Raw genomic sequence first — 26,021 nt, forward strand, 5'->3', positions numbered from 1 at the left:
GTCGGGCCTGTGACCAGCGAGATCACCCTCTTCGTCAATCCCACCGCAGGACGCGGCCGGGGCGCCGGTGCGGCGCAGCCGGCCGCTTCCGCGTTTCGGGCGGCCGGTTTCTCCGTACGCGTCGTCGTCGGCGCGGACGCCCCCGACGCCCTGGACCGGGCGCGCGCCGCCGTCGCCGCCGGCACCGGCGCCCTCGTGGCCGTCGGCGGGGACGGCCTGGTGCACCTGGCCCTCCAGGCGGTGGCCGGCACCCGCACCCCGCTCGGCGTGATAGCCGTCGGCACCGGCAACGACTTCGCCCGCGCGCTCGGCCTCCCGCTGCGCGACCCGGCCGCCGGCGCCCGCCTGGTCGCCGACGCGCTCAAGGGCGGCGGCGTGCGCGACATCGACCTCGGGCAGGTGGACGGCCACTGGTTCGGCACCGTCCTCGCCTCCGGCTTCGACTCCCGCGTCAACGACCGGGGCAACCGGGTGCGGCTGCCGCTGGGCCGGTTCAAGTACGACTGGGCGATGCTCGCCGAGCTGGCCACCCTGCGCCCGGTCCCGTACCGGATCGTCCTGGACGACGGCACCCCCCTGGAGACCGAGGCCGTCCTCGTCGCCGTCGGCAACGGCACCTCCTACGGCGGCGGCATGCGCATCACCCCGGGCGCCGACCTCACCGACGGGCTGTTCGACGTCACCGTCGTCGCCGCCTGCGACCGCACCACCCTGCTGCGGGTGTTCCCGCGCGTCTACCGGGGCACCCACGTCGACCACCCCGTGGTCACCGTGCACCGGGCCGCCCGCGTCGAGATCGCCGCGCCCGGCACCACCGCGTACGCCGACGGGGAACCGGTGGGCCCGCTGCCGCTGACCGCGCGCTGCGTACCGGCCGCCGTGCGGGTGGCCCGCCCCTGACCCGCGGGCGCGGGCGCCTCCCGGGAACCGTTCGGATAATGATCGTCCTGTTGTCAGCGGCGCCCGGTAGGCTCGAATGCACGATGACAGAGGACCTCTCACCGGCCGAGCGGTACGCGGCAGCCCGTAAGCGCGCTGCCGAGCAGGCCACCGCACTCGCGGACTTCCGCGAGATGTACGACTTCGGTCTCGATCCCTTCCAGATCGAGGCCTGCCGGGCCCTTGAGGCGGGAAAGGGCGTGCTGGTCGCGGCACCCACCGGCTCGGGCAAGACCATCGTGGGCGAGTTCGCCGTCCACCTCGCCCTGGAGCAGGGCAAGAAGTGCTTCTACACGACGCCCATCAAGGCGCTGTCGAACCAGAAGTACGCGGACCTCTCCCGCCGGTACGGCGCCGACAAGGTCGGCCTGCTGACCGGTGACAACAGCGTCAACTCCGAGGCCCCGGTCGTCGTCATGACCACCGAGGTCCTGCGGAACATGCTGTACGCCGGCTCGCAGACCCTCCTCGGCCTCGGCTACGTGGTGATGGACGAGGTGCACTACCTCTCCGACCGCTTCCGCGGCGCCGTCTGGGAGGAAGTGATCATCCACCTCCCCGAGTCCGTCACCCTGGTCTCCCTGTCGGCGACCGTGTCGAACGCCGAGGAGTTCGGCGACTGGCTCGACACCGTCCGCGGCGACACGGACGTCATCGTCTCCGAGCACCGGCCGGTGCCGCTGTTCCAGCACGTCCTCGCGGGACGCCGGATGTACGACCTCTTCGAGGAGGGCGAGGGCAGCAAGAAGGCCGTCAACCCCGACCTCACCCGGCTGGCCCGCACCGAGGCGAGCCGCCCCTCGTACCAGGACCGCAAACGGGGCCGCGCCATGCGCGAGGCCGACCGCGAGCGCGAGCGGCGCCAGCGCCACCGGATCTGGACGCCCGGCCGCCCCGAGGTCATCGAACGGCTCGACAACGAGGGCCTGCTGCCCGCCATCACCTTCATCTTCAGCCGGGCCGCCTGCGAGGCCGCCGTCCAGCAGTGCCTGTACGCCGGACTGCGCCTCAACGACGAGGACGCCCGCGAGCAGGTGCGCTCCCTCGTCGAGCAGCGCACCGCCGCCATCCCCACCGAGGACCTGCACGTCCTGGGCTACTACGAGTTCCTGGAGGGCCTGGAGCGCGGCATCGCCGCCCACCACGCCGGCATGCTGCCGACCTTCAAGGAGATCGTCGAGGACCTCTTCGTGCGCGGCCTCGTCAAGGCGGTCTTCGCGACCGAGACGCTGGCGCTCGGCATCAACATGCCCGCCCGCTCCGTCGTCCTGGAGAAGCTCGTCAAGTGGAACGGCGAGCAGCACGCCGACATCACCCCCGGCGAGTACACCCAGCTCACCGGCCGGGCCGGCCGCCGCGGCATCGACGTCGAGGGCCACGCGGTGGTCCTGTGGCAGCGCGGCATGAACCCCGACCACCTGGCCGGCCTCGCGGGCACCCGCACCTATCCGCTGCGCTCCAGCTTCAAGCCGTCGTACAACATGGCGGTCAACCTGGTGTCCCAGTTCGGGCGGCACCGCTCCCGCGAACTCCTGGAGACGTCCTTCGCGCAGTTCCAGGCCGACCGGTCCGTCGTCGGCATCTCGCGCCAGGTGCAGCGCAACGAGGAAGGGCTCGACGGCTACAAGGAGTCGATGACCTGCCACCTCGGCGACTTCGAGGAGTACGCCCGGCTGCGCCGCGAACTCAAGGACCGCGAGACCGAGTTGTCCCGGCAGGGCGCCACCCAGCGCCGCGCCGAGGCCGCCGTCGCGCTGGAGCGGCTCAAGCCCGGCGACGTCATCCACGTGCCCACCGGCAAGTACGCCGGCCTCGCCCTGGTGCTCGACCCGGGACTGCCCGCCGGGCGGTCCAACGGCCACCGGGGGCTGGACGCGCACGACGGTCCGCGGCCGCTGGTGCTCACCGCCGAGCGGCAGGTCAAGCGGCTCGCGTCGATGGACTTCCCGGTGCCCGTCGAGGCGCTGGACCGGATGCGCATCCCGAAGACCTTCAACCCCCGTTCCCCGCAGTCCCGTCGGGACCTCGCGTCCGCGCTGCGCACCAAGGCCGGGCACATCGAGCCCGACCGGCACCGCAGGAAGCGCGCCGCGGCGGCCGACGACCGGGAGATCGCCCGGCTGCGCGCCGAACTGCGCGCCCACCCCTGCCACGGCTGCACCGACCGCGAGGACCACGCCCGCTGGGCCGAGCGCTACCACCGGCTGCTGCGCGACACCTCGCAGCTGGAGCGCCGCATCGAGGGCCGCACCAACACCATCGCGCGCACCTTCGACCGGATCGTGGCGCTGCTGACCGAGCTGGACTACCTGCGCGGCGACGAGGTCACCGAGCACGGCAAGCGCCTCGCCCGGCTCTACGGCGAACTCGACCTGCTCGCCAGCGAGTGCCTGCGGGAAGGCGTGTGGGAGGGCCTGGCCCCGGCCGAACTCGCCGCGTGCGTCTCGGCGTTGGTGTTCGAGGCGCGGGTCAGCGACGACGCCGCCACGCCGAAGGTCCCCACCGGCCCGGCCAAGGCGGCGCTCGGCGAGACCGTGCGGATCTGGGGACGTCTCGACGCCCTGGAGGAGGACTTCCGGATCAGCCAGACCGAGGGCGTCGGCCAGCGCGAGCCCGACCTCGGCTTCGCCTGGGCCGCCTACATGTGGGCCTCCGGCAAGGGCCTCGACGAGGTGCTGCGCGAGGTGGAGATGCCCGCCGGCGACTTCGTGCGCTGGTGCAAGCAGGTCATCGACGTCCTCGGGCAGATCTCGGCCGCCGCGCCGACGGAGGGCTCGACCGTCGCGAAGAACGCCCGCAAGGCCGTCGACGCGCTGCTGCGCGGCGTCGTCGCCTACTCCTCCGTGGGCTGAGCCCCGCCGGCCGCCGGCCGCCGTCCGATCGTCCGGGCCGCCGTGCCCGGCCCGCACACCGGCACCGGGTGCGGGCCGGGACGGCGGCCCGCGGTGTGACAGCCCCGCCCCCGCCCCCGCCGCCGTGCGCCGGGGGCGGCCCGGCCGGTCCCCGGGAGCACCGCGCCACCCGTACGGGTGAGGCCGGCCCGCGTCGGCGCCCCGTCCGGGAGGCCGCGCGCGGAACCCCCGTGTCACCCCGCACGGTGAAGGTTCTCGCGCGCCCGTTCGCCCTCACTCACCGTGTGCGAACAACTGCCCTGTGTGCAAAGGGGTCGAGGCTACTCCTGTCACTCGGGGCGTTTCAGGCGGTTGCGGAATATGACGCGGCGATGATCCGCCCGGACTAAGCTCGCCCACGACGCACCGAGTTGGCACGTATTCGTGTGCTTGTTCCCCAAACATGAAGATTGCGCGGGAAGTTCCGTCGGATCCCCCCGGCTCGTCCCCGAAGTCCCCCCGAACTCCAGCCGATTCGTCTCAGAGGGCATACATGGTGAGTGTCCAATCGCCTCCCGGTGGCAGTGAACTTCCCTACGCACGCCTGCTGTTGCTGCCCGCCATAGTGATGGCCGCCGCGACCGGCGCAGCCGTCGCCGTGGTCGCGCAGCAGGCCAGGACGGCGGTCGGACTGTGCGGCGCGCTCGCCACGCTCCTGGTCGTCGCGACGGCCGCCGAAGCGATGCGCCGCGGACGCGAGTTGCGGCGGGTGCGCGCCGAGGCGGACCGCCGCACCGGCTACCTGGAGAGCCGCCTCGCCGCGCACGACGAGGACCTGATCAAGGTCTCCCGCGAGCTGCTGCCCGAGGCCCTGATCCTGGTGCGCAGCGGCGAGAACCCCACCGAGGTGCTGCGTCGGCTCGTCGACTGCGACCCCGCCTGGCGCCATCTCCCGCTGCCGCAGCGCTCGTTGCTGTACGGCGTGCTCGACGTCGTGGACCGCGAGGAGGCCAGGCGCGACATCTCGCAGCGCGCCTTCGTGTCCGTCGCCCGCCGCGTCCAGGCGATCGTCCACCAACAGGCCAAGGAACTGCGGGAGATGGAGGAGGACCACGGGCGCAACCCCGAGGTCTTCGACGACCTGCTGCGCATCGACCACGGCACCGCCCTGATCGGCCGCCTCGCCGACTCCGTCTCCGTCCTCGGCGGCGGCCGCCCCGGCCGCCAGTGGCCGGGCCCGGTCACGCTCTACAGCACCCTGCGCGGCTCCATGTCCCGGATCCTGGAGTACCGGCGCATCCAGCTCGACTCCATCGCGCAGGTCAACGTCATCGGCACCGCCGTGGAACCGGTCGTGCACGCCGTCGCCGAACTGCTCGACAACTCCTGCCGCTACTCGCCCCCGCAGACCAAGGTGCACGTGACCGCCGTCGAGGTGCAGACCGGGGTGGCCATCGAGATCGAGGACGCCGGGGTCAGCTTCAACAACGAGGCCCGCGAACGCGTGGAGCGCATGCTGGAACTCGCCCTGGACGACGTCGACCTGCGCAACCTCCACGAGGCGCCGCGCCTGGGGCTCGCCGTCGTGAGCCGCATCTGCAAGGCGTACAACATGCAGATCTCGCTGCGGCCGTCCGCCTACGGCGGTGTCCGCGCCGTCCTCGTGGTGCCCTCCGAACTGCTGACCACCGAGCCCGGCGACGGTGTCGCCCACGGCATCGGGGCGACCGCCTTCGCCGTGAAGACCCCCGGCGCGCTGGAGGGTCCCAAGCGCACCCCCAAGCGGCGCCGCCCCACGAGCCCCCGCATCCCGGCCGGCGTGTCCATGGAGGACGAGGTCCCCGTGGTCACCGAATGGACCGCCCAGGGCCTGCCGCAGCGCCGCAGCCGCATGAAGGTCCCGCTCGCCCAGCGCTACGCCGAGCAGGCCGCCGCGGAGCAGGCCGAGCGGGAGGCGCGCAGGGCGGCCGGCCTGCCGGTCGAGGAGCCCAGGACCGACTGGGGGGCGCCCCTGACCGGTCCCGTGCCGGACCCGGACGAACCCGAACCCGGGCTGTGGGTCGAGGCGTTCATGAACGGACTCAAGGGCGGTCCCGACCCGGCCGCCGTCGCCGGGTCCGCCACGACCAACGAACCGGCCCGCCCCGAGGCCGACGACGAGGGGAAGCCCCAGTGATCCAGCGGTACCGCCCCAGCTTCGACTGGATGCTGAAGGAACTCGCGGACAGCGTGCCGGGCATCGAGCAGATCGTCGTGCTCTCCGCCGACGGCCTGCGCATCGCCCGCTACGGCGGCGACCCGGACGGCGCCGACCGCGTCGCCGCCGCGTGCGCGGGCCTGCAGAGCCTCGCGAGCGCCGTCGCCGCCGAGATCCCGGACAGCGACGGCCGGATGCGCATGGTGATCATCGAGGTCAACGGCGGCTACTTCTACCTGATGGCGGCCGGCGCCAACGCCTATCTCGCGGTGCTGTCCGACGTCGTCACCGAACCCGGGCTGATGAGCGCGCACATGCGCGACCTCGTCGTCCGGATCGGCAGCCACCTCACCAGCCCGCCGCGCCGCAACGGGCAGACCGTATGACCCCTCCGCCACCGCCCCCTCCGCCGTCGGCGCCCCCGCCCCCGCCGCCCCGTCGGCGGCGCTCCGAGCAGGCGGAACAGCCGCCCGGTCCGTCACCGGGACCCCCGCCCGGGCCGCCGTCCGGCCCGCCCGCGCAGGGTGCGGGCGGCGGGAACGGCGGCGGGAACCCGGGGCGGCTGTACATCCTGACCGGCGCCGCCGAGGACGGTGACCGGGCCGCCGTCGACCTCGTGACGCTGATCGTGCGGCGCGAGGAGGACGGCGGGGCGCCCGCCTCGGTCCCGCCCGAGCAGTCCGCGCTGCTCAGACTCTGCGGGGCGCCCCTGTCCGCCGCCGAACTCTCCGCCTACCTGGGCCTCCCGTTCAGCGTGGTGACCGTGCTGCTCACCGAACTGCTGGCGGCCGGACTGGTCCAGGCCCGCGCCCCGATCGTCCGGCAGGCGCTTCCCGACCGTTCCCTTCTCGAAGCGGTGATGCATGGACTTCAACGGCTCTGAAACGCTCCCGGGCCCCCGCGCCGAGGACCACCTGCCGCACACCACGCTGGCCGCGGCGAAGATCGTCGTCGTGGGCGGCTTCGGCGTCGGCAAGACGACCATGGTCGGGTCGGTCAGCGAGATCAGGCCGCTGACCACTGAGGAGACGATGACGCAGGCCGGCTACGGCGTCGACGACGACTACGGATCCGAGACCAAGACCGCCACCACCGTGGCGATGGACTTCGGGCGCATCACGATCAGCGAGGAACTGGTGCTGTACCTCTTCGGCACCCCCGGCCAGGAACGGTTCTGGTTCCTGTGGAACGGGCTGTTCGAGGGCGCGCTCGGCGCGGTCGTGCTGGTCGACACCCGCCGTCTCGAAGTCAGCTTCGACGTCATGGGGCGCCTGGAGGAACGCGGCGTGCCCTTCGTCGTCGCGGTCAACTCCTTCCCGGACGGCCCGCGTTACCCGGTGGAGGACCTGCGCTCCGCACTCGACCTCGCGGCGGGCATCCCCATCGTCGAGTGCGACGCGCGCCGCCGCGCCTCCAGCCGGGACGTCCTGCTGACCCTGACGCGCTTCCTGCACTCCCTCGCACCGGCCGGCTCCCCGGCCTGAACCGCCCGCCCGCCCGCGACCGCGACGCCCGAACCACCCCGACCCGCAACCGGCCAGACCCGCAACGGACCGACCGCAACGGACCGACCGCAACGGACCCGCACCACAACGGACTTGCACCACGACGGACCTGACCCACAGCCTCCCGGAGCGACACCGTGACGCCTGAACAGCACTTCCCGACCGGCACGGACGAACCGGCCGCCGCCCCGCCCCCCGGCTGCCCCGCGCACGGCGTGGGCGCCGGCGGACTGCGCCGCCTCTACGGCCCGGGGGCGGAGGACCTCGCCGCCGTCTACGAGGAACTGCGCGGCGTGCACGGGCCCGTGGCCCCCGCCCTGCTGCACGACGACGTCCCGCTGTGGGTGGTCCTCGGGCACGCCGAGAACCTGCGCATGGTGAGCACGCCCGCCGTGTTCACCCGCGACAGCCGCACCTGGACACCGCTGCGCGAGGGCATGGTCAAGCCCGACCACCCGCTGATGCCGCACATCGCGTGGCAGCCGATCGCCTCCCACGCCGAGGGCGAGGAGCACGTGCGGCTGCGCGGCGCGGTCCGCTCGGCCATCGGGACCATCGACAGCCGCGGCCTGCGGCGGCACATCAACCGCCACAGCCAGCGCCTCGTCAACCGGTTCTGCGAACGCGGCCGGGCCGAACTGATCAGCCAGTTCGCCGACCACCTGCCGATGGCCGTCATGTGCGAGGTGCTCGGCATGCCCGAGGAGTACGGCGACCGCCTCGTGCACAGCGCCCGCGACATGCTCAAGGGCACCGACACCGCGATCGCCAGCAACGAGTACGTCATGGCGGCCCTCACCCGGCTCACCGCGAGCCGGCGGGAGAACCCCGGGACGGACTTCGCCAGCCACCTCGTCAGGCACCCGGCCGGGCTCAGCGACGCCGAGATCAGCGAGCACCTGCGGCTCGTGCTGATCGCCGCGTACGAGGCGACCGCCAACCTCCTCGGCAACGTGCTGCTCACGGTCCTCGCCGACCCGCGGTTCCGCGCGCAGCTCAACGGCGGTCAGATGACGGTGCCCGAGGCGGTCGAGCAGTCCCTGTGGGACGAGCCGCCGTTCAGCTCCGTCTTCGCCTACTTCGCCAAGCAGGACACGGAGTTGGGCGGGCAGCGTATCCGCGAGGGCGACGGCCTGCTGTTCGGCATCGCCCCCGGGAACGTGGATCCCCGGGTGCGCCCCGACCCGACCGCCCACATGCAGGGCAATCGCTCGCACCTCGCCTTCGGCGGCGGTCCGCACGAGTGCCCCGGTCAGGACATCGGCCGCGCCATCGCCGACATCGGCGTCGACGCGCTGCTGCTGCGGCTGCCGGACGCCGAACTGGCCGTTTCTGAAGACGAGTTGACGTGGACGGCGTCGATCGCCTCGCAGCACCTCGTGGAACTTCCCGTCCACTTCGCGCCGAGGCCGCAGCAGGACGTGCGCGTGGTCCCGAGCATCATGCAGCGGCAGCGCAGGCCCGACGACTGGCGGATCGGCGCACCCGAGCCGAGGCCGGTCGGCTCGGCGGAGCCCGAACCGGCCCCGGCGGAGCGGCCGTTCGCGAAGCAGTCGATCTTCGACCCGGCCTTCGCCGCCCGGTCGTCCGCCGCGGGGGCCACGTCCGGCGTGCCGTCCGCGCCGGGGGTGCCGTCCGCCCCCGCCGCCCTCGCCGAGCCGTCCGTGCCGTCCACACCGGGCGGGTCCGGCGCTCCCGAGGCCTCCGCGTCGGCGCCGGTTGCCGCCGCCGCGCCGGAGCGGGACCGGCCGGCCGGTGCCTGGCAGCGGTTCCTGCGCTGGTGGCGCGGCTACTGACCGCCGGCCGCGGCGGCGAGGGTGAGCCCGCTCGTGAAGCGGTGCTCCGCGCCCGTCACCGGGTCGGTGAACTCCAGCCGCCGCGCCAGCAGTTGGAGCGGGTCGCGGAAGTCGCCGTCCGCTACCGGGCCGGTCACCACGGGGTAGAGGGGGTCGTGGAGGATCGGCACGCCCAGAGCGTTCATGTGCACCCGGAGCTGGTGGGTCTGCCCCGTGCTCGGCAGCAGCCGGTAGCGGGCCGTGCCGTCGGCGTGGTGTTCGGCGAGTTCGACGCGGGTGACCGCGTTCGGCTCACCGGGCACCTCGCGGGCGGCGAGCACCCCGCGTTCCTTCAGGATGCGGCTGGTGACCGTGCGGGGCAGGTCGAGTCCCGCACGGTGGGGCGCGACCGCCTCGTACTCCTTGCGTACGCGCCGTTCGGCGAACAGCCCCTGGTAGGCGCCCCGTTCGTCGGGGCGCACCGTGAACAGCACCAGTCCTGCCGTGAGCCGGTCCAGCCGGTGCGCGGCGCCGAGCGAGGGGATGTCCAGTTCGCGGCGGAGCCGGGTGAGCGCGGTCTCGGTGACGTGGCTGCCGCGCGGGGTGGTGGCGAGGAAGTGCGGCTTGTCGGCGACGACGATGTGCTCGTCGCGGTACACCACCCGGACCGGGAAGGGCACCGGCACCTCGGCCGGCACGTCGCGGTGGAACCAGACGAACAGCCCCGCGCGGTAAGGGGTTTCGGGATCGACCGGCCGGCCGTCGGCCCCCACGAACAACCCGTCGGCGAACATCGCGTCGACGGTCTCCTCCGGCACCGCGAGCCGGGCCACCAGATGGTCGCGCACGGTGGCCCCCGGCCCGCCCGCGGGCAGCCGCACCCGTGCCGCGTCGACCCCGTCGCGCTGCGGCAGGGGAGCGGGCGGAATGCGGAGTCTTCGTGTCATCACGGTCAGCGTACGGTGCCCGTACGGGCCTTCCCGCCGGGGGCGCGGAACGACCGGGCGGTTGTCCCGGGAGGGCGGCGGGGCGGTGGTCCGCCCGCGGAGGGGAGGACCACCGCCCCGGGTGTCCTGGTGCGGCCCGAACGGGCCGGTGCGGTACGGGCGTTGCGCCCGGACGGCGGTTCGTTACGCGGCCGGGCCGGCCTGCTCCTGCTCCGCCTCCACCGTGGCGTTCCACTCGCGCTTGGACGCCTGCCAGCCGTCCTCGTTGTGGCCCAGGCGCCAGTAGCCCGAGACGGAGAGGTCCTCGCGCGGGACGTTCTTCTCGACGCGCAGCAGCTTGCGCAGCTCCTTCACGAAGCCCGCCTCGCCGTGCACGAAGGCCTGCACCCGGCCGGCCGGGAAGTCGAGGCCGCGCACGGCCTCGACGAGTGCCTCGCCGACCGGGCGGGTGCCGCGGTGCAGCCAGACGATCTCCGTGGCCGTGTCGAGCTTCTGCTCCTCGGAGGCGTCCTCGACCTCCACGAAGACGCGGGCGTCGGCGCCCTCGGGCAGCGCCTCGACGGCGGCCGCGATGGCGGGCAGCGCGCTCTCGTCACCGGCGATCAGGTGCCAGTCGGCGGTGGCGTCGGGCGCGTAGCCGCCGCCGGGGCCCATCATGCGCAGCACCTGGCCGGGCTGCGCGGCGGCGGCCCACGGGCCGGCCAGCCCCTCGTCGCCGTGCACCACGAAGTCGACGGTCAGCTCGCGCGTCTCGGGGTCCCAGGCGCGCACGGTGTAGGTGCGCGTGACCGGCCACTGCTCGCGCGGGTACTCCTCGCGCACGCGCTCCATGTCGAACGGCTCGGGGTAGGTGACGCCCTCGACCGGGAACTGGAGCTTGACGTAGTGGTCGGTGCAGGTGCCGGCGTTGAAGTCGGCCAGGCCGTCACCGCCGAACACGACGCGCTGCATGTGGGGGGTGATCCGCTCGGTCCGGACGACCTGCGCGGTGTGCGGCTTGCGCGGCTTGCGCGCCGGACGTTCTGCCATGGTGAACACTCCTGCCCAGTTTTCTTAGGGTTACCTAACTTAGCATCCCCTTCTATCTGACACCCCGCACATGAGGAGTTCATGAACGTCGGACCGTGAACACAAAGAGTTCGCCGATCCACGGCAGGGGGTCGGCCGGGCTCCGCCGCGGCGGCGCCGTCAGCCGCCGCCGAGCGTCACCACCAGGCGCCGCAGCGAGCCGCCGAGGCCCCAGCGGGCGGCGAGGGCGTCGAGCGCCTCCGGGTCGCGCGGCGCGTGCGGCAGGGCGGTGTCGACGTCCGGCAGCGGGACGTCGAGCGCGACCCGGACCACCGTCGGGGCCACCGCGAGGTAGGGGCCGGCCTCCGTGATGCGCCTGCGCTGGGTCGGGGTGAGCCGGGTCCCCGGGTCCGCGGCGGCGGCCACGATGCCGGCCAGGTCGCCGTACTCGGCCAGGAGTTTCGCCGCCGTCTTCTCACCGACCCCGGGCACGCCCGGCAGGCCGTCGCTCGGGTCGCCGCGCAGCAGTGCGAGGTCCGCGTAACCGGCGCCGTCCACGCCGTACTTCTCGCGCAGCACCGTCTCGTCGGTGATCTGGAGGGTGCCCACGCCCTTGAGCGGGTAGAGGACGCGCCGTTCCCGGGCGTCGTCCACGAGCTGGTAGAGGTCGCGGTCACCGGTGACGATGTCGACCGGGCCGTCGGCGCTCGCGGTGAACGTGCCGATCACGTCGTCGGCCTCGTAGCCGGGGACGCCCACCCGCGCGATGCCGAGCGCGTCGAGGACGGCCTCGATCACCGGGACCTGCGGGGACAGCGTGTCCGGCACCTCCTCCTCGTCCGGGCCGGAGGCGCGCTCCTCGGCGACGCGGTGCGCCTTGTACGAGGGGATCAGGTCGACCCGCCACTGCGGGCGCCAGTCGGCGTCCATGCAGGCCACCAGCCGGTCCGGGCGGTGGTCCTTCACCAGCCGGTCGATGAATTCGAGCAGCCCGCGTACGGCGTTCACGGGCATCCCGTCGGGTGCCTTCACCGACTCGGGGACGCCGAAGTAGGCGCGGAAGTAGAGGGACGCGGTGTCGAGGAGCATCAGGCGCGCGGTCACGCCTCGCATCATGCCGCACCGCGTGGCCCGGCACCCGCCGCCCGGTCGGCCGCGCCGACCCCGGCGAACGTTTGCCATCGCGATCAAGGTGGCCTGTGCAACCGTCCGCCGGTGAACCCTTTGTGAACTGGATCACTGCTGTGTTTGACATAAGCAAGTGGGGGGAGGAGCGGCTCCGAGGCGTCGCCGGTTGCAAATTCAACTGTTTGTGACACAACTCACCGGTTGTTCCCGGCCCCCGGCGCCCCGCCCCCCAGGCCGAACAGACTGGCCGACGAGACGAGAGGTACCTGTGTCATCGAGGCTAGAAGCCGAACACCTGTACAAGGTCTTCGGCAGACGACCGGACGACGCGGTGGAAGCACTGCGACAGGGAGCAGACCGGGAGGAGTTGCGCGCCGACGGGACCACCGCCGCCGTGATCGACGCCTCGTTCACCGTGGAGCCCGGCAACATCTTCGTGGTCATGGGCCTGTCCGGATCCGGCAAGTCGACCCTGCTGCGCATGCTCAACGGGCTCCTGGAGCCGACCGACGGACGTGTCCTCTTCGACGGACAGGACCTGACGTCGCTCAGCGACCGCGACCTGCGCGCGGTACGGGCCCGCAAGATCAGCATGGTCTTCCAGCACTTCGCGCTGTTCCCGCACCGCAGCGTCCGCGAGAACGCCGCGTACGGCCTTGAAGTGCAGGGCGTGCCCCGCGCCGAGCGCGAACGCCGCGCCGACGAGGCGCTCGCCCTGTGCGGCCTGGCCGGCTGGGAGAAGTCCTGGCCCGACGAGCTGTCCGGCGGCATGCAGCAGCGCGTGGGCCTGGCCCGCGCGCTCGCGACCGACGCCGACCTGCTGCTCATGGACGAGTCGTTCAGCGCGCTCGACCCGCTGATCCGCCGCGACATGCAGGACCAGCTCCTGGAGCTCCAGAAGACCCTGAAGAAGACGATCGTCTTCATCACCCACGACCTGAACGAGGCCATGCGCCTGGGCGACCGCATCGCCGTCATGCGCGACGGCCGCATCGTGCAGATCGGCACCGCGACCGACATCCTGGTGCGCCCCGCCAACGACTACGTGGCCTCCTTCACCCAGGACGTGGACCGTTCCCGGGTGCTCACGGCCGGCACCGTCATGGACGAGGACGTGCGCGGCGACGAGGCCGACTGCGGCTGCGAGACCGCCCGGCCCGACACCCCGTTCACCGAGCTGTGCGCCATCAGCGCGCGCCTCTCCCACCCGGTCGCCGTGCTGGACGGGAAGGGGAAGCTCGTCGGTGTCGTCCGCAGACAGAGACTCGTCGGCTTCCTCGGGGACGAGCCGGCCGACGCGCCCGGGACGTGCGCCTCGCCGCGCGACAAGGGCGGGGAGAAGGTGACCGCCCGTGCCTAGGATTCCGCTCGGTGACTGGGTCAACGACATCGTCGACTGGCTGCTCGCGCACGTGAGTTGGCTCTTCGACTTCTTCAAGACCGTGTTCAACGGCGCCTACGACGGCATCGACGCCGTCCTCCAGGCGCCCCAGCCGCTGCTCCTCGCGGGCATCCTCGCGGTGATCGCCTTCTTCCTGCGCGGCACCGTCGCCGGTGTCCTCACCTTCGTCGGGTTCGCCTTCATCGACTCCCTCGAACTGTGGGACGACGCGATGGTGACGCTGTCGCTGGTGCTGGTGGCGACCGTCATCGCACTCGTCGTCTCGGTGCCGGTGGGCATCTGGGCCGCGCGCTCCAGCCGGGTCAGCGGACTGGTCCGCCCCGTGCTGGACTTCATGCAGACGCTGCCCGCGATGATCTACCTCATCCCGGCGATCCTGTTCTTCGGCACCGGCGCCCCCGCGGGCATCGTCGCCACCCTGATCTTCGCGCTCGCCCCCGGCGTCCGCATGACCGAGCTGGGCATCCGGCAGGTCGACAAGGAACTGGTCGAGGCCGCCGACGCGTTCGGCACCTCGCCCCGCAACACCCTGCTGCGCGTGCAGCTTCCGCTGGCGCTGCCCACCGTCATGGCGGGCGTCAACCAGGTCATCATGCTGGGCCTGTCCATGGCCGCGATCGCCGGCATGGTCGGCACCGGCGGCCTCGGCGGCGACGTCAACGAGGCCATCGGCCAGCTCAACGTGGGCCTCGGCTCCGAGGCCGGCGTCGCCATCGTGATCCTCGCGATCTACCTCGACCGGATGACGAGCGCGCTCGGCACCCAGGTCTCGCCGCTCGGCCGCCGCGCCGCGGCGAAGCTGCGCGCCGCCCAGGGCCTGCGGATCTGGTCGTACCGGCCCCGCGCGTCCGTCGCCGCGGTCGGTGTCGTCGTCCTCGCCCTCGTGGCGGGCGGCATGGGCATCTTCAACGGCGGCGGCGACAGCGCCGGCGTCGCCGACGCGAAGAACGTCGGCCAGGGCAAGAAGATCTCCATCGGCTACATCCCGTGGGACGAGGGCGTCGCCTCCACCTTCCTCTGGAAGGAGATCCTGGAGGAGCGCGGGTTCCAGGTCGACGCCAAGCAGTTCGACGCCGGACCGCTCTACACCTCCCTCGCCCAGGGCAGCGTCGACTTCGAGACCGACTCCTGGCTGCCGACCACGCACGCCCAGTACTGGAAGAAGTACGGCAAGCAGCTCGACGACCTCGGATCCTGGTACGGCAAGACGTCGCTGGAGCTGACGGTGCCCTCGTACATGAAGGGCATCGACTCGCTGGCCGACCTCAAGGGCAAGGCCGCCGAGTTCGGCGGCCAGATCACCGGCATCGAGTCCAGCGCCGGCGAGATGTCCCTGCTGAAGAGCAAGGTCCTCAAGGAGTACGGCCTCGACAAGGAGTACAAGGTCGTCGACAGTTCCACCCCGGCGATGCTCGCGGACCTCAAGCGCGCGTACGCGAAGAAGGAGCCGATCGTCGTCACGCTCTGGTCGCCGCACTGGGCGTACAACGACTACGACCTGAAGAAGCTCAAGGACCCGAAGGGTGCCTGGGGCACCGGCGACGGTGTGCACACGCTGTCCCGCAAGGGCTTCGGCGACGACAACCCGACCGTCGCCAAGTGGCTGAAGAACTTCAGGATGAGCGAGAAGCAGCTCACCAGCCTCGAAGCGGAGATCAACAAGGCCGGCAAGGGCAAGCAGCAGGACGCCGTCAAGGCGTGGCTGAAGAAGAACCCCGGCGTCGTCGACAAGCTCGCCCCCGTCAAGAGCGCCGCCACGGCCTCCGCCGAGGCGAAGCGGTCCGTGAACGTGGCCTGGTTCCCGTGGGACGAGGACATCGCCGTCACGTACCTGTGGAAGGAGGTGCTGGGCCGCCGCGGCTACAGCCTCAACCTGAAGCAGATGGACGTCGGCCCGGTCTACACCGGCCTCGCCGCCGGTGACATCGACCTCAACTTCGACGCCTGGCTGCCGTACGCGCAGCAGAACTACTGGGACAAGAGCAAGAAGGACCTCAACGACCTCGGCACCTGGTACTCGCCGACGTCGCTGGAGGTCGCGGTGCCCAGCTACGTCAAGGGCGTCAAGTCCCTGGCCGACCTCAAGGGCAAGTCCGCCGAGTTCGACGGGAAGATCATCGGGATCGAGCCGGGCACCGGTGAGATGAACCTGCTCAAGTCGAAGGTGCTGCCCGGCTACGGCCTCGACAAGGAGTACAAGGTCGTCGACGGCTCCACCCCGGCGATGCTGGCCGAACTCAAGCGCGCCTACGCCAAGAAGGAGCCCGTCGCGGTCGTCCTGTGGTCGCCGCACTGGGCGTACAGCGAGTACGACCTGACCAAACTGAAGGACCCCAAGCAGGAGTTCGGCGTGGGCAACACGATCCGCACCATCTCCAGCAAGAAGTTCCCGTCGCAGTACCCGCAACTCACGAAGTGGATCAAGAACTTCAAGATGAGCGAGAGCGAACTGGGCAGCCTGGAGGCCGAGATCAACAAGCTCGGCCAGGGCCACGAGGAGCAGGCGGTCGACGCCTGGCTCAAGGAGCACCCGGACATGGTGGACCGGATGACCCCGCAGTAGCGGAGCCGTTCCGCGGGGCCACCGCCGGTGGCACCTCCGAGGGGCGGGTCCCGTCCGTACGCGCGACGCGCGGCGGCGGGACCCGCCCCTCCCGGGTTCACGGGCGTCCGCGGCGCCGGTGCCCGGCCCGGGGACCCGACGCTGCGCCTACGGGCCGGATTCGGCCAATTACCCAGCGCCACAAGGCGGCCCGGGGCGGCCCTCCCGCCCGCGGCGGGCCCGCCGCCGGCGGCCCGCCGGGAACATCGGGCGGCCCACGCGCATTGAACCGATGAGTAGGTGTCGCGCGCACTGATCGTCCTCGTCAACCCCCGACCTCCGCGATCACCGGCCCGCGCGGCCCGCGGACGGACACGCACCGCCCCGCCGCCGACGAAGGAGGCGCCCCGCCCGGCCGGACGGGGAGACCTGTCCACTGGCGCGAACTGAGGGGTGCCGCCCTACCAGACGTGACAGCGATGTGACGGCCGCACGAAACGGTTTGCCGAACATGCGTAGGGTGCAAGGAACTCATCAGAGGCGGTGCGCCCGCAGCCGGGCGCACCCGAACCCGTACCGACGAGCCGAGGAGGGAGCCGGAGCGATGGGCGACCACAAAGAACAACCCCTGCGCGTGGGCGCGGCCGTGCGACGGCGGCGCCGAGCGCTGGAACTGACCCTCGCCGTCGTGGCCGAACGCAGCGGCCTGTCCGTCCCGTTCCTGAGCCAGATCGAGAACGACCGCGCCCGGCCCAGCACCACGTCCCTGGAGAAGGTCGCCGACGCGCTGCGCACCACCGCGGTCGAACTCCTCGCCGCCGCCGACCCGGCGTGCAGCGTCGACCTCGTGCGCGCCGAACAGGCCGAGCAGGGCACGGAGTCGAGGGTGCGGTCCCTGGTCCGCGGCCACCACCAGCTGCACGCCTCGGAGTTCACCGGCGACCATGACGGCGGACGCGAATTCCAGCACCGCAACGACGAGTTGATGTACGTGGCGGACGGCGCCGTCGAGGTCGAGGCCGAGGGCCGCGCCTACCGGTTGGGCCGCGGCGACACGCTGTACCTGACCGGCGGGGTGCGGCACCGCTGGCGGGCCACCGTGCCGGACACCCGGGTCGTCGTGGTCGCCGTCGCGGAGCACATCGAGGCGGTGCAGGACCGGTCGCGCTGATGCGCGTGGTCTGTCTGGTGCCCTCGCTCACCGAGGCGCTGGCCGTCTCGCTGCCGGGTGTCCTGGTCGGTGCCACCGACTGGTGCAGTCACCCGGCCGGGCTCGACGTGGTCCGCGTCGGCGGCACCAAGAACCCCGACGTGGCGCGCATCGTCGCCCTCGCTCCCGACCTGGTGGTCGCCAACGAGGAGGAGAACCGCGTCCCCGACCTCGCCGCCCTGCGCGCGGCCGGCCTCGGCGTGCTGGTGACCGAGGTGCACGACGTCCCCCAGGCGTTCCGCGAACTGGCCCGCGTCCTGGAGGCGTGCGGGGCACCGGTCCGGCCCCGCTGGCTGGACGAGGCCCAGGACGCGTGGGCCGCGCTCTCCCCGCCGTCCCGGCGCGTCACCGCCGTGGTCCCGGTCTGGCGCCGGCCGTGGATGGTGCTGGGCCGGGACACCTTCGCCGGCGACGTGCTCGCCCGCCTCGGGGTCGACCATCTGTACACCGGCCACCCCGAACGCTATCCGCGCGTCACCGCCGAGGAGTTGCGGGCCGCGGCACCGGACGTCGTGGTCCTGCCGGACGAGCCGTACCGCTTCACCGCGGACGACGGCCCGGAGGCCTTCGCGCCGCTGCCCTGCGCCCTGGTCGGAGGCCGCCACCTGACCTGGTACGGCCCGACCCTGGGCGAGGCGCCCCGGGTGCTGGGGGCGGCCGTACGGGCCGCGCTCGGCGGGCGGCCGGGGGACTGAGCCCCGAAGGACCGCACCCCGTGGACTGCACCCCGTGGACCGAACCCGGGCGGACGTCCCGCGGACGGGAGGGGCGTGCCGTCGCCGTGCCCGTGCCGCGCCGCCGGGTTCAGTGCTCGCGGGGCAGCAGTTCGCCGCGGACGAGGCCGCGTACGGTGCCCGTCGCCGCCGTGGCCCAGGCGACCACCAGTGCCGCGTACAGGATGTCGGCGAGACCGGTAAACGCCGTGATGCCGGTGTGCCGGGCGAGGGCGGCGGCCCCGGTGACGCAGGTGCCCACGGGGAACGTGAACGCCCACCAGGTCATCGCGAAGCCCATGCCGCGCCGCCGGGCCCGCGCGACGTGGACGCAGGCCAGGGCCAGCCACAGCAGGGCGAAGCCCATGACCGGCACGCCGTACAGGACGGGGAGGAGCCGCAGTGCCCCGCCGTACGGGGCGGGCAGGGCGCCGGGCGCCGCGTCCGCGAAGTTCCCGGCGGCCGTGACCGACTGGCCGAGCGGACCGAGCACCAGGAACAGGGTCGGGGTCAGCGCGAGCGGCAGCGGCCCCGCCGTCATCAGACGCCCGAACACCAGCGGCAGCGTCAGCCCCACCGCGAGCAGGCTCAGCCCGAACAGCGCCAGGCACCCCAGCAGCAGCGTCCCGCGGGCCTGCCCCGGCGGCAGGTGCGGCACCAGCGACGGCCCCACCGCCGCCGACACCATCGGCGCGACCAGCGGCAGCAGCCACACCGGCGTGACCCCCGCCGGGTCCGTCCGGTACCGGACGCCCACGAGGTACGGCACCACCACCGCCGCGACCAGCCCCACCAGGGTGCCCGCCGTGAACAGCACGGCGTCCAGGGCGACGGCCGCGCGCACCCCCGTCCAGTCCCGGCCCACGGCCGCCGCGCCGCCCCCGACGGCCACCAGCGCCATCGACAGGCAGCCGTAGAACGGGACGACGGCCGGGTCCGCGAGATGGGCGCGCGCCCGGTCGCGGTGGTGGGTCCAGTGCAGGGCGCGGGCGACCAGCAGCGACACCAGCAGCACCAGCGACAGCGCCCACACCCCGGCGCACACCGTACGCAGCCCGGGGACGCGCGCCGGGAGCGCGGCGCCGGCCGTGGCGAGACCGGCCGTGCCCATCACCGCCGCGTACCAGTTCGGGCCGAGGTGCCGGACGGCGGGCGCACGGCGCCGGGGCGCGGTACGCCCGGACAGGAGCGGGGAGGAGGCGGGCGCGGGGGAGGCGGGGACGGGGACGGCGGTGACCATGTCCCCACCGTCGCGCCGGGTGCCGCCGCCCACCAGGGATCACCTCCCTATCAGGGCATAAGCTGACGTTATGAGCAGCGAGGAAGGCAGTCCGGCGGGCCCGCACACGTCGGGGGCGGGCGAGGGGACCGGAGGCCCGGGAGCGTCCGTCTCGCACCGGGTGCCGGACCTCGGGGCGCTGGAACTGCTCCTCGCCGTCGCCCGGTTCGGCAGCCTCGGCGCCGCCGCCCGTTCCCTCGGCATCACCCAGCCCGCCGCCAGCAGCCGGATCCGGTCCATGGAACGGCAGTTGGGCCTCGCCCTGGTCGACCGCTCGCCCCGCGGCTCGCGCCTCACCGAGCACGGCGCACTCGTCACCGACTGGGCCCGCCGTGTCGTCGAGGCCGCCGAGGCGTTCGACGCGGGAGCCCACGCGCTGCGCGACCGCCGCGACTCGCGGCTCCGTGTCGCGGCCAGCATGACCATCGCCGAGTACCTGCTGCCGGGCTGGCTGCTCGCGCTGCGCGCCCGGCGCCCCGACACCGCGGTGTCGCTGCTGGCGGGCAACTCCACGACCGTGGCCGAGCAACTCCTCAACGACCAGGCCGACTTGGGCTTCGTCGAGGGCCTCACCGTGCCGAAGGGGCTCGACTCGGCGGTGGTCGCCCACGACCGGCTCGTCGTCGTCACGGCACCGGGCCACCCCTGGGCCCGCCGGGGCCGCCCGCTCGCGGCCGAGGAACTCGCGGCGACCCCGCTGATCCTGCGCGAGGAGGGCTCCGGCACCCGGCAGGTCCTGGAGAGCGCGCTGGGCGCTCTCGCCCGCCCCCTGATCGAACTCTCGTCGACGACGGCGGTGAAGGCGTCCGCCGTCAGCGGCGCGGGCCCCGCGGTGCTCAGCGAACTCGCCGTGGGCGACGAACTGTCCCTGCGCCGCCTGGTGAGCGTTCCGGTGGAGGGCGTCCCCCTTCGTCGCAGGCTCCGCGCGGTATGGCCGACGGGCCACCGCCCGGAGGGCCCGGCCCGCGAACTGCTGTCACTGACAAGGGGATAGGCCCTGTCCGGCGGACCGGGCCGCGGCCCTGTCCGGCGCGTGGGGCCGTGGTCCGTCCGCGGGGCAGAGCCTCGACGCAGCGGAGAGCATCCCGCCGAGGGCGTCGCCGGAGGGAGGGCATCCCCGCCGCGGGCGTCGCCGAAGGCCGCACCCCGCCGGAGTCCGGGCTGCCTCGCCGCGCCCCGGTCAGACCTCCGCCGACACCGACGCCGTCGACGCCGCGTGGACCAGGGCCTCGAACACGCGCAGGTCCTCGCCCATCTCCGGATGCCACTGCACCCCCAACACCCAGTCCGACGACGGCAGTTCGACCGCCTCCACCGTGCCGTCCGTCGCGTGGGCCGAGGCGGTGAGGCCCGCGCCCAGGCGGTCCACGGCCTGGTGGTGGTAGGCCGGTACGGACGTCTCCTCCGGGGCGATCGCCGCGTACAGCGTGCCCGGGACCGGGACGACCGGATGGCGGCCGAAGACGCCCACGGTGCGCGCGTGGCCCTCGACGTGCTGGACGAGGGTGCCGCCGAGGGCGACGTTCAGCAGCTGCATGCCCCGGCAGATGCCGAGCAGCGGGACACGTGCCGCCAACGCGGCCTCGATCAGGGCCAGTTCCCAGGTGTCCCGGGCACGGGCCGGCGGTCCGGTGCGGGGGTCGGCGGCCGCGCCGTAGCGGACCGGCTCGACGTCCGGCCCGCCCGCGATCACCAGGGCGTCGAGCCGGGCGACCGTCGCCGCCGCGTGCTCCGGGGCGTCCGGCGGCAGCATCGCGGCCAGTCCGCCCGCCCGTTGGACCAGCCGCGGATAACCGGCGGGCAGCAGAGCCGCCTCCAGTTCCCACACGCCCCAGCGCGCGCCGTTCTCCAGGTACGTGCTGATGCCGACCAGCGGCCTCCGCGCCATGCGCCCTGCCCTCCCGCGTCCCGGTGCCGTGCGTCCGGCCCCGACGAGTCCAATGGACCGGAACCATACCTTTGGCGCGGGCGGCCGTGACAGATCGTTTCCGCGCGCCTACGTCAGGAAACCCCGCAGCAGCGCCGCCGTGCCCGCGCAGTGCTCGCGCATCGTCTCCCGCGCCCGGTCCGGGTCCCCGGCGAGCACCGCCTCCACCAGCGCGGTGTGCTGGCGCTGCGAATGCTCCAGGTTGCGCACGAGGAGCGGGATGCAGTCCAGGAGGTCGTTGAGGGTCGCCCGGACCGCCGCGTACCGCTCGGTCAGCGACGGCGAACCGGACAGTTCGGCCAGCGTGAGGTGGAACAGGGTGTCCCGGCGGCGGTACTCGGCCGGGGTGGCGTCCCGCGTGCCCGCCAGCGCCGCGCGCAGCCGCCGCTCCCGTGCGCCCGCCGGGCCGTCCGCCGCGCACAGGCCCGCGGCGCCCACCTCCAGCACCTCGCGGAAGCGCAGGACGTCCTCGACGTCGATCCCGGCGACCCGGCGCCGCAGTTCGCGCTCGCCGGCCGCCTCCGCGCGGGGCCGGACGAACGTGCCGCCGTAGCGCCCGCGCCGCGACTCGACCAGCCCCTGCTCCTGGAGCACCTTCAGCACCTCGCGCAGCGTGACCCGGCTGATGCCGAGCCGTTCGGCGAGGTCCCGCTCGGCGGGCAGTCGGCCGCCGTCCGGCAGCAGGCCGAGGCGGACCACCTGGAGGATCTGCTCCAGCGCCTCCTCGAAGCCGTTGCCCGCCCGCACCGGCCGCAGCACAGCGTGCACGGCGCTCGGCGCGGACGGCGCGGACGGCGCGGACGGCTGCGCCGGCGCGGGCGGCGCGCCCGGGGTGTGCCGGTGTTCCGCCGTGCCGTTGCCGCCCCCGTCCGGGGCGTCGCGCGTACCCGTCGGCGACATGGGCCCGCGTCCCCTTCCCAAGCAATGGTTCGCGGCCATACCTTATGGACCGCGCACCCAACCTAACGCGTACCGGCCGGCCGGCAGAAGCCGGATGCGGGCGGCGGCAGGCAGTACTCAGAAGTACGCAGCAGCACTCAGCAGCAGCCCGAGGAGGCTCTCCCGTGGCAGACCGCACGCCTCCGCTCCCGGCCGGGGAACTGCGTTCCCTCGTCGAGAGCGGCGAGATCGACACCGTCGTCCTGGCCTTCCCCGACATGCAGGGGCGCCTCCAGGGCAAGCGCTTCGCCGCCCGCTTCTTCCTCGACGAGGTGCTGGAGCACGGCACCGAGGGCTGCAACTACCTGCTCGCCGTCGACACGGAGATGAACACGGTCGACGGCTACGCGATGTCCTCCTGGGACCGCGGTTACGGCGACTTCGCCATGCGCCCCGACCTCGCCACCCTGCGCAGACTGCCCTGGCACGAGGGCACCGCCATGGTCCTGGCCGACCTCGCCTGGGAGGACGGCACCCCGGTGGTCGCCGCGCCCCGCCAGATCCTGCGCCGCCAGCTCGAACGCCTCGCGGAGCTGGGCCTCACCGCGCAGGTCGGCACCGAGCTGGAGTTCATCGTCTTCCGCGACACCTACGAGCAGGCCTGGGACGCGGGCTACTCGGGGCTGACCCCGGCCAACCAGTACAACATCGACTACTCGATCCTCGGCACCGGCCGCGTCGAACCCCTGCTGCGCCGCATCCGCAACGACATGGCGGGTGCCGGGCTGACCGTGGAGTCCGCGAAGGGCGAGTGCAACCCCGGGCAGCACGAGATCGTCTTCCGCTACGACGAGGCGCTGACCACCTGCGACCAGCACGCGCTGTACAAGACGGGGGCCAAGGAGATCGCCGCCCAGCAGGGCATGTCGCTGACCTTCATGGCCAAGTACAACGAGCGCGAGGGCAACTCCTGCCACATCCACCTCTCGCTCGCCGACACGGCCGGCGGCAGCGTGATGGCGGACGGCGGCGGCTCCGAAATGGCCCCCGTCATGCGGCACTTCCTCGCCGGTCAGCTCGCCGCGCTGCGCGAGTTCTCCCTCCTGTACGCCCCGCACATCAACTCCTACAAGCGGTTCCAGCCGGGCTCGTTCGCCCCGACCGCCGTCGCCTGGGGCCAGGACAACCGCACCTGCGCGCTGCGCGTGGTCGGGCACGGCCGCTCCCTGCGCTTCGAGAACCGGCTGCCCGGCGGCGACGTCAACCCGTACCTGGCCGTCGCCGGCCTCGTGGCCGCCGGACTGCACGGTGTGGAACAGGAGTTGGAGTTGCCCGACCCCTGCGCGGGCAACGCCTACACCGCCGGCTACGACCACGTGCCGACCAGCCTGCGCGAGGCCGCCGAGCTGTGGGAGGCGAGCGACATCGCCCGTGCCGCCTTCGGTGACGAGGTCGTCGCGCACTACCGCAACATGGCGCGCGTCGAGGTGGACGCCTTCGACGCCGCCGTCACCGACTGGGAGCTGCGCCGCTCCTTCGAACGCATGTGAGGGGTACCGCAGTTGTCCGCACAGCACGAACTCCGGGTGCTCGACCCGGCCACCGAGGAGCTGATCGCCACCGTCCCCGGCGCCTCCCCGGCCGAGGTGGACGCCGCCGTCGCACGGGCCGCGCGGGCCCAGGAGCGGTGGGCCGCGCTCGCCCCGGGCGACCGCGCACGCCAACTGCGCCGGTTCGCGACGGTGGTTGACGAACACGTCGAGGAACTCGCGGGCCTGGAAGTGCGGGAGGCCGGTCACACGGTCGGCAACGCCCGCTGGGAGGCCGGCAACGTCCGCGACCTCCTCGACTACGCGGCCGGGGGAGTGGAACGCCTGACGGGACGTCAGATTCCGGTCGCGGGCGGCCTCGACGTCACCCTGCTCGAACCGCTCGGCGTCGTCGGCGTCATCGTGCCGTGGAACTTCCCGATGCCGATCGCCGCGTGGGGTGCGGCACCCGCCCTCGCGGCCGGCAACGCCGTGCTCCTCAAGCCCGCCGAGACCACCCCGCTCACCGCGCTGCGCCTGGCCGAACTGGCCCTGGAGGCGGGGCTTCCCGAGGACCTCCTCCAGGTGCTGCCCGGCGAGGGCCCCGTGACGGGCAACGCGCTCGTCGAGCACCCCGGCGTCGCCAAGGTCGTGTTCACCGGGTCCTCGGCCGTCGGCAAGCAGGTACTCGCCAGGAGCTCGGACCGCCTCAAGCGCGTCACCCTCGAACTGGGCGGCAAGAGCCCCAACATCGTCTTCGCCGACGCCGACCTCGACGCCGCCGCGCTCGCCGCTCCCATGTCCTTCCTCGACAACTCCGGCCAGGACTGCTGCGCCCGCACCCGCATCCTGGTCCAGCGCTCCGTGCACGACCGCTTCCTGGAACTCCTCGCCCCCGCGATCGAGTCCGTCCGCGTCGGCGACCCCGCCGACGAGAGCACCCTGATGGGGCCGCTGATCTCCAGGGTCCAGCTGGACCGCGTCCGCTCGTACGTCGACCCGGCCGCGCCCGGCATCCGCGGCAAGGCACCCGAGGGGCCCGGGTTCTGGTTCCCGCCGACCGTCCTCACGGGCGTCGACCCCGCCGCCCGCGTCGCCGTCGAGGAGGTCTTCGGACCCGTCGCCGTCGTGCTGCCCTTCGACGACGAGGCGGACGCGGTACGGCTCGCCAACGCCACCGACTACGGCCTCGCGGCCTCGATCTGGACCCGCGACGTCGGCCGCGCGGTGCGCGTCTCGCGGGCCGTCCGGGCCGGCAACCTCTCCGTCAACTCCCATTCCAGCGTGCGCTACTGGACCCCCTTCGGCGGCTTCAAGCAGTCGGGACTCGGGCGCGAGCTCGGCCCGGACGCGCTCGCCGCCTTCACCGAGACCAAGAACGTCTTCATCAGCACGGAGGAACCCGCACAGTGACCGAGGAAACCATCTGCCGCCGCCTCGTCGGCCGTACCGCCGTCGTCACCGGAGCCGGCAGCGGCATCGGCCTGGCCGCCGCGCGCCGCCTCGCCTCCGAGGGCGCCCGTGTCGTCTGCGCCGACATCGACGAGGCCCGCGGACAGGCCGCGGCCGAGGAGACCGGCGGACTGTTCGTGAAGACCGACGTCACCAGCCCCGAACAGGTCGAGGCGCTGTTCAAGGCCGCGTACGACACGTACGGCAGCGTCGACGTCGCCTTCAACAACGCGGGCATCTCGCCCCCCGACGACGACTCCATCCTGGAGACGGGGCTGGAGGCGTGGAAGCGCGTCCAGGAGGTCAACCTCACCTCCGTGTACCTGTGTTGCAAGGCCGCCCTGCCGTACATGCGGCGCCAGGGCCGGGGCTCGATCATCAACACGGCGTCCTTCGTCGCCCGGATGGGCGCGGCGACCTCGCAGATCTCGTACACGGCGTCCAAGGGCGGGGTGCTCGCCATGTCCCGCGAACTGGGCGTCCAGTTCGCCCGCGAGGGCATCCGCGTCAACGCACTGTGCCCGGGACCGGTCAACACCCCTTTGCTGCGCGAGCTGTTCGCGAAGGACCCCGAGCGCGCCGCCCGCCGCCTGGTGCACATCCCGGCGGGCCGCTTCGCGGAGGCGGAGGAGATCGCGGCGGCGGTCGCGTTCCTGGCGAGCGACGACTCGTCCTTCGTGAACGCGGCGGACTTCCTGGTGGACGGGGGGATCTCGGGGGCGTACGTGACACCGCTGTAGGCGGGCGGAGCGCCGGGC

General features: G+C 73.1%; 21 protein-coding genes. 15 read left to right on the plus strand and 6 right to left on the minus strand.

The features are described from left to right. Window positions 1–9 precede the first annotated feature (9 nt). The 7 genes from ACFZA0_RS19260 to ACFZA0_RS19290 all read left to right on the plus strand — a co-directional run bounded on the left by ACFZA0_RS19260 (window position 10) and on the right by ACFZA0_RS19290 (window position 9,268). Entirely contained in the window at window positions 10–900 is an 891-nt protein-coding gene (locus ACFZA0_RS19260) for a diacylglycerol kinase (protein ID WP_391018051.1), read from the plus strand. A 38-nt stretch (window positions 901–938) separates the two neighbouring features. Beyond that, window positions 939–3,791, plus strand: a complete 2,853-nt coding sequence (locus tag ACFZA0_RS19265) for a DEAD/DEAH box helicase (RefSeq protein ID WP_391018054.1) — start codon at window positions 939–941, stop codon at window positions 3,789–3,791. A gap of 532 nt (window positions 3,792–4,323) precedes the next feature. Further along, on the plus strand, window positions 4,324–5,946 hold the full coding sequence (locus ACFZA0_RS19270) for an ATP-binding protein (protein WP_391018057.1): 1,623 nt from the start codon (window positions 4,324–4,326) through the stop codon (window positions 5,944–5,946). A gap of 29 nt (window positions 5,947–5,975) precedes the next feature. After that, entirely contained in the window at window positions 5,976–6,353 is a 378-nt protein-coding gene (locus ACFZA0_RS19275) for a roadblock/LC7 domain-containing protein (protein WP_391018685.1), read from the plus strand. Then, window positions 6,350–6,850, plus strand: coding sequence for a DUF742 domain-containing protein (locus ACFZA0_RS19280; RefSeq protein WP_391018060.1), 501 nt, complete (start codon window positions 6,350–6,352; stop codon window positions 6,848–6,850). Before ACFZA0_RS19275 ends, ACFZA0_RS19280 begins: the two co-directional genes overlap by 4 nt. Continuing rightward, a complete protein-coding gene (locus ACFZA0_RS19285) occupies window positions 6,831–7,451 on the plus strand; it encodes an ATP/GTP-binding protein (RefSeq protein ID WP_391018063.1) in 621 nt (206 codons plus the stop codon). The genes ACFZA0_RS19280 and ACFZA0_RS19285 overlap by 20 nt, the downstream gene beginning before the upstream one ends. A 158-nt stretch (window positions 7,452–7,609) precedes the next feature. Then, the gene (locus ACFZA0_RS19290) at window positions 7,610–9,268 is read left to right on the plus strand and encodes a cytochrome P450 (protein ID WP_391018066.1); all 1,659 of its coding nucleotides are present in this window, start codon (window positions 7,610–7,612) and stop codon (window positions 9,266–9,268) included. Here ACFZA0_RS19290 and ACFZA0_RS19295 read toward each other — a convergent pair. The 3 genes from ACFZA0_RS19295 to ACFZA0_RS19305 form a co-directional block, all read right to left on the minus strand. Continuing rightward, complete coding sequence (locus tag ACFZA0_RS19295) at window positions 9,262–10,194, minus strand: pseudouridine synthase (RefSeq protein ID WP_391018069.1); 933 nt, start codon at window positions 10,192–10,194, stop codon at window positions 9,262–9,264. The genes ACFZA0_RS19290 and ACFZA0_RS19295 overlap by 7 nt on opposite strands. A gap of 183 nt (window positions 10,195–10,377) precedes the next feature. Further along, on the minus strand, window positions 10,378–11,223 hold the full coding sequence (locus ACFZA0_RS19300; protein ID WP_391018072.1) for a siderophore-interacting protein: 846 nt from the start codon (window positions 11,221–11,223) through the stop codon (window positions 10,378–10,380). A 159-nt stretch (window positions 11,224–11,382) separates the two neighbouring features. Beyond that, the gene (locus tag ACFZA0_RS19305; protein ID WP_391018688.1) at window positions 11,383–12,315 is read right to left on the minus strand and encodes a 5'-3' exonuclease H3TH domain-containing protein; all 933 of its coding nucleotides are present in this window, start codon (window positions 12,313–12,315) and stop codon (window positions 11,383–11,385) included. A gap of 283 nt (window positions 12,316–12,598) precedes the next feature. Between ACFZA0_RS19305 and ACFZA0_RS19310 the strand changes: the two genes are divergently transcribed. The 4 genes from ACFZA0_RS19310 to ACFZA0_RS19325 all read left to right on the plus strand — a co-directional run bounded on the left by ACFZA0_RS19310 (window position 12,599) and on the right by ACFZA0_RS19325 (window position 18,179). Next, window positions 12,599–13,690: a betaine/proline/choline family ABC transporter ATP-binding protein gene (locus ACFZA0_RS19310; RefSeq protein WP_391018075.1), complete on the plus strand. Its 1,092-nt coding sequence runs from the start codon at window positions 12,599–12,601 to the stop codon at window positions 13,688–13,690. Further along, the gene (locus tag ACFZA0_RS19315; protein WP_391018078.1) at window positions 13,683–16,295 is read left to right on the plus strand and encodes a glycine betaine ABC transporter substrate-binding protein; all 2,613 of its coding nucleotides are present in this window, start codon (window positions 13,683–13,685) and stop codon (window positions 16,293–16,295) included. The genes ACFZA0_RS19310 and ACFZA0_RS19315 overlap by 8 nt, the downstream gene beginning before the upstream one ends. 583 nt (window positions 16,296–16,878) lie before the next feature. Continuing rightward, on the plus strand, window positions 16,879–17,445 hold the full coding sequence (locus ACFZA0_RS19320; protein WP_391018080.1) for a helix-turn-helix domain-containing protein: 567 nt from the start codon (window positions 16,879–16,881) through the stop codon (window positions 17,443–17,445). Next, window positions 17,445–18,179 carry a helical backbone metal receptor gene (locus tag ACFZA0_RS19325; RefSeq protein WP_391018083.1) on the plus strand — a complete coding sequence of 245 codons (735 nt, stop codon included), beginning with the start codon at window positions 17,445–17,447 and terminating at the stop codon, window positions 18,177–18,179. The genes ACFZA0_RS19320 and ACFZA0_RS19325 overlap by 1 nt, the downstream gene beginning before the upstream one ends. 109 nt (window positions 18,180–18,288) lie before the next feature. On the opposite strand, the gene ACFZA0_RS19330 is transcribed toward ACFZA0_RS19325, so the two are convergent. After that, the gene (locus ACFZA0_RS19330; protein ID WP_391018087.1) at window positions 18,289–19,437 is read right to left on the minus strand and encodes a TDT family transporter; all 1,149 of its coding nucleotides are present in this window, start codon (window positions 19,435–19,437) and stop codon (window positions 18,289–18,291) included. Window positions 19,438–19,507: 70 nt separating this feature from the next. Here ACFZA0_RS19330 and ACFZA0_RS19335 point away from each other — a divergent pair, with 70 nt between their 5' ends. Further along, window positions 19,508–20,470 (plus strand): LysR substrate-binding domain-containing protein, encoded by a 963-nt coding sequence (locus tag ACFZA0_RS19335; protein WP_391018090.1) that lies wholly within the window; start codon window positions 19,508–19,510, stop codon window positions 20,468–20,470. Between the two features lie 186 nt (window positions 20,471–20,656). On the opposite strand, the gene ACFZA0_RS19340 is transcribed toward ACFZA0_RS19335, so the two are convergent. Together ACFZA0_RS19340 and ACFZA0_RS19345 are read right to left on the minus strand one after the other, a co-directional pair. After that, window positions 20,657–21,364, minus strand: coding sequence for a gamma-glutamyl-gamma-aminobutyrate hydrolase family protein (locus ACFZA0_RS19340; RefSeq protein WP_391018093.1), 708 nt, complete (start codon window positions 21,362–21,364; stop codon window positions 20,657–20,659). Window positions 21,365–21,472: 108 nt separating this feature from the next. Next, window positions 21,473–22,303, minus strand: coding sequence for an FCD domain-containing protein (locus ACFZA0_RS19345; protein WP_391018096.1), 831 nt, complete (start codon window positions 22,301–22,303; stop codon window positions 21,473–21,475). Window positions 22,304–22,467: 164 nt separating this feature from the next. On the opposite strand from ACFZA0_RS19345, the gene ACFZA0_RS19350 reads away from it, so the two are divergent. The 3 genes from ACFZA0_RS19350 to ACFZA0_RS19360 are packed head-to-tail and all read left to right on the plus strand — an operon-like array spanning window position 22,468 to window position 26,003. Continuing rightward, window positions 22,468–23,832, plus strand: a complete 1,365-nt coding sequence (locus tag ACFZA0_RS19350) for a glutamine synthetase family protein (RefSeq protein WP_391018099.1) — start codon at window positions 22,468–22,470, stop codon at window positions 23,830–23,832. A 12-nt stretch (window positions 23,833–23,844) separates the two neighbouring features. Continuing rightward, window positions 23,845–25,224, plus strand: coding sequence for an aldehyde dehydrogenase family protein (locus ACFZA0_RS19355; RefSeq protein WP_391018102.1), 1,380 nt, complete (start codon window positions 23,845–23,847; stop codon window positions 25,222–25,224). Beyond that, entirely contained in the window at window positions 25,221–26,003 is a 783-nt protein-coding gene (locus tag ACFZA0_RS19360) for a 3-oxoacyl-ACP reductase (RefSeq protein WP_391018105.1), read from the plus strand. The genes ACFZA0_RS19355 and ACFZA0_RS19360 overlap by 4 nt, the downstream gene beginning before the upstream one ends. Window positions 26,004–26,021: the final 18 nt, after the last annotated feature.

The sequence above is a fragment of the Streptomyces sp. NPDC008150 genome (assembly GCF_042956945.1).
GTDB lineage: Bacteria > Actinomycetota > Actinomycetes > Streptomycetales > Streptomycetaceae > Streptomyces.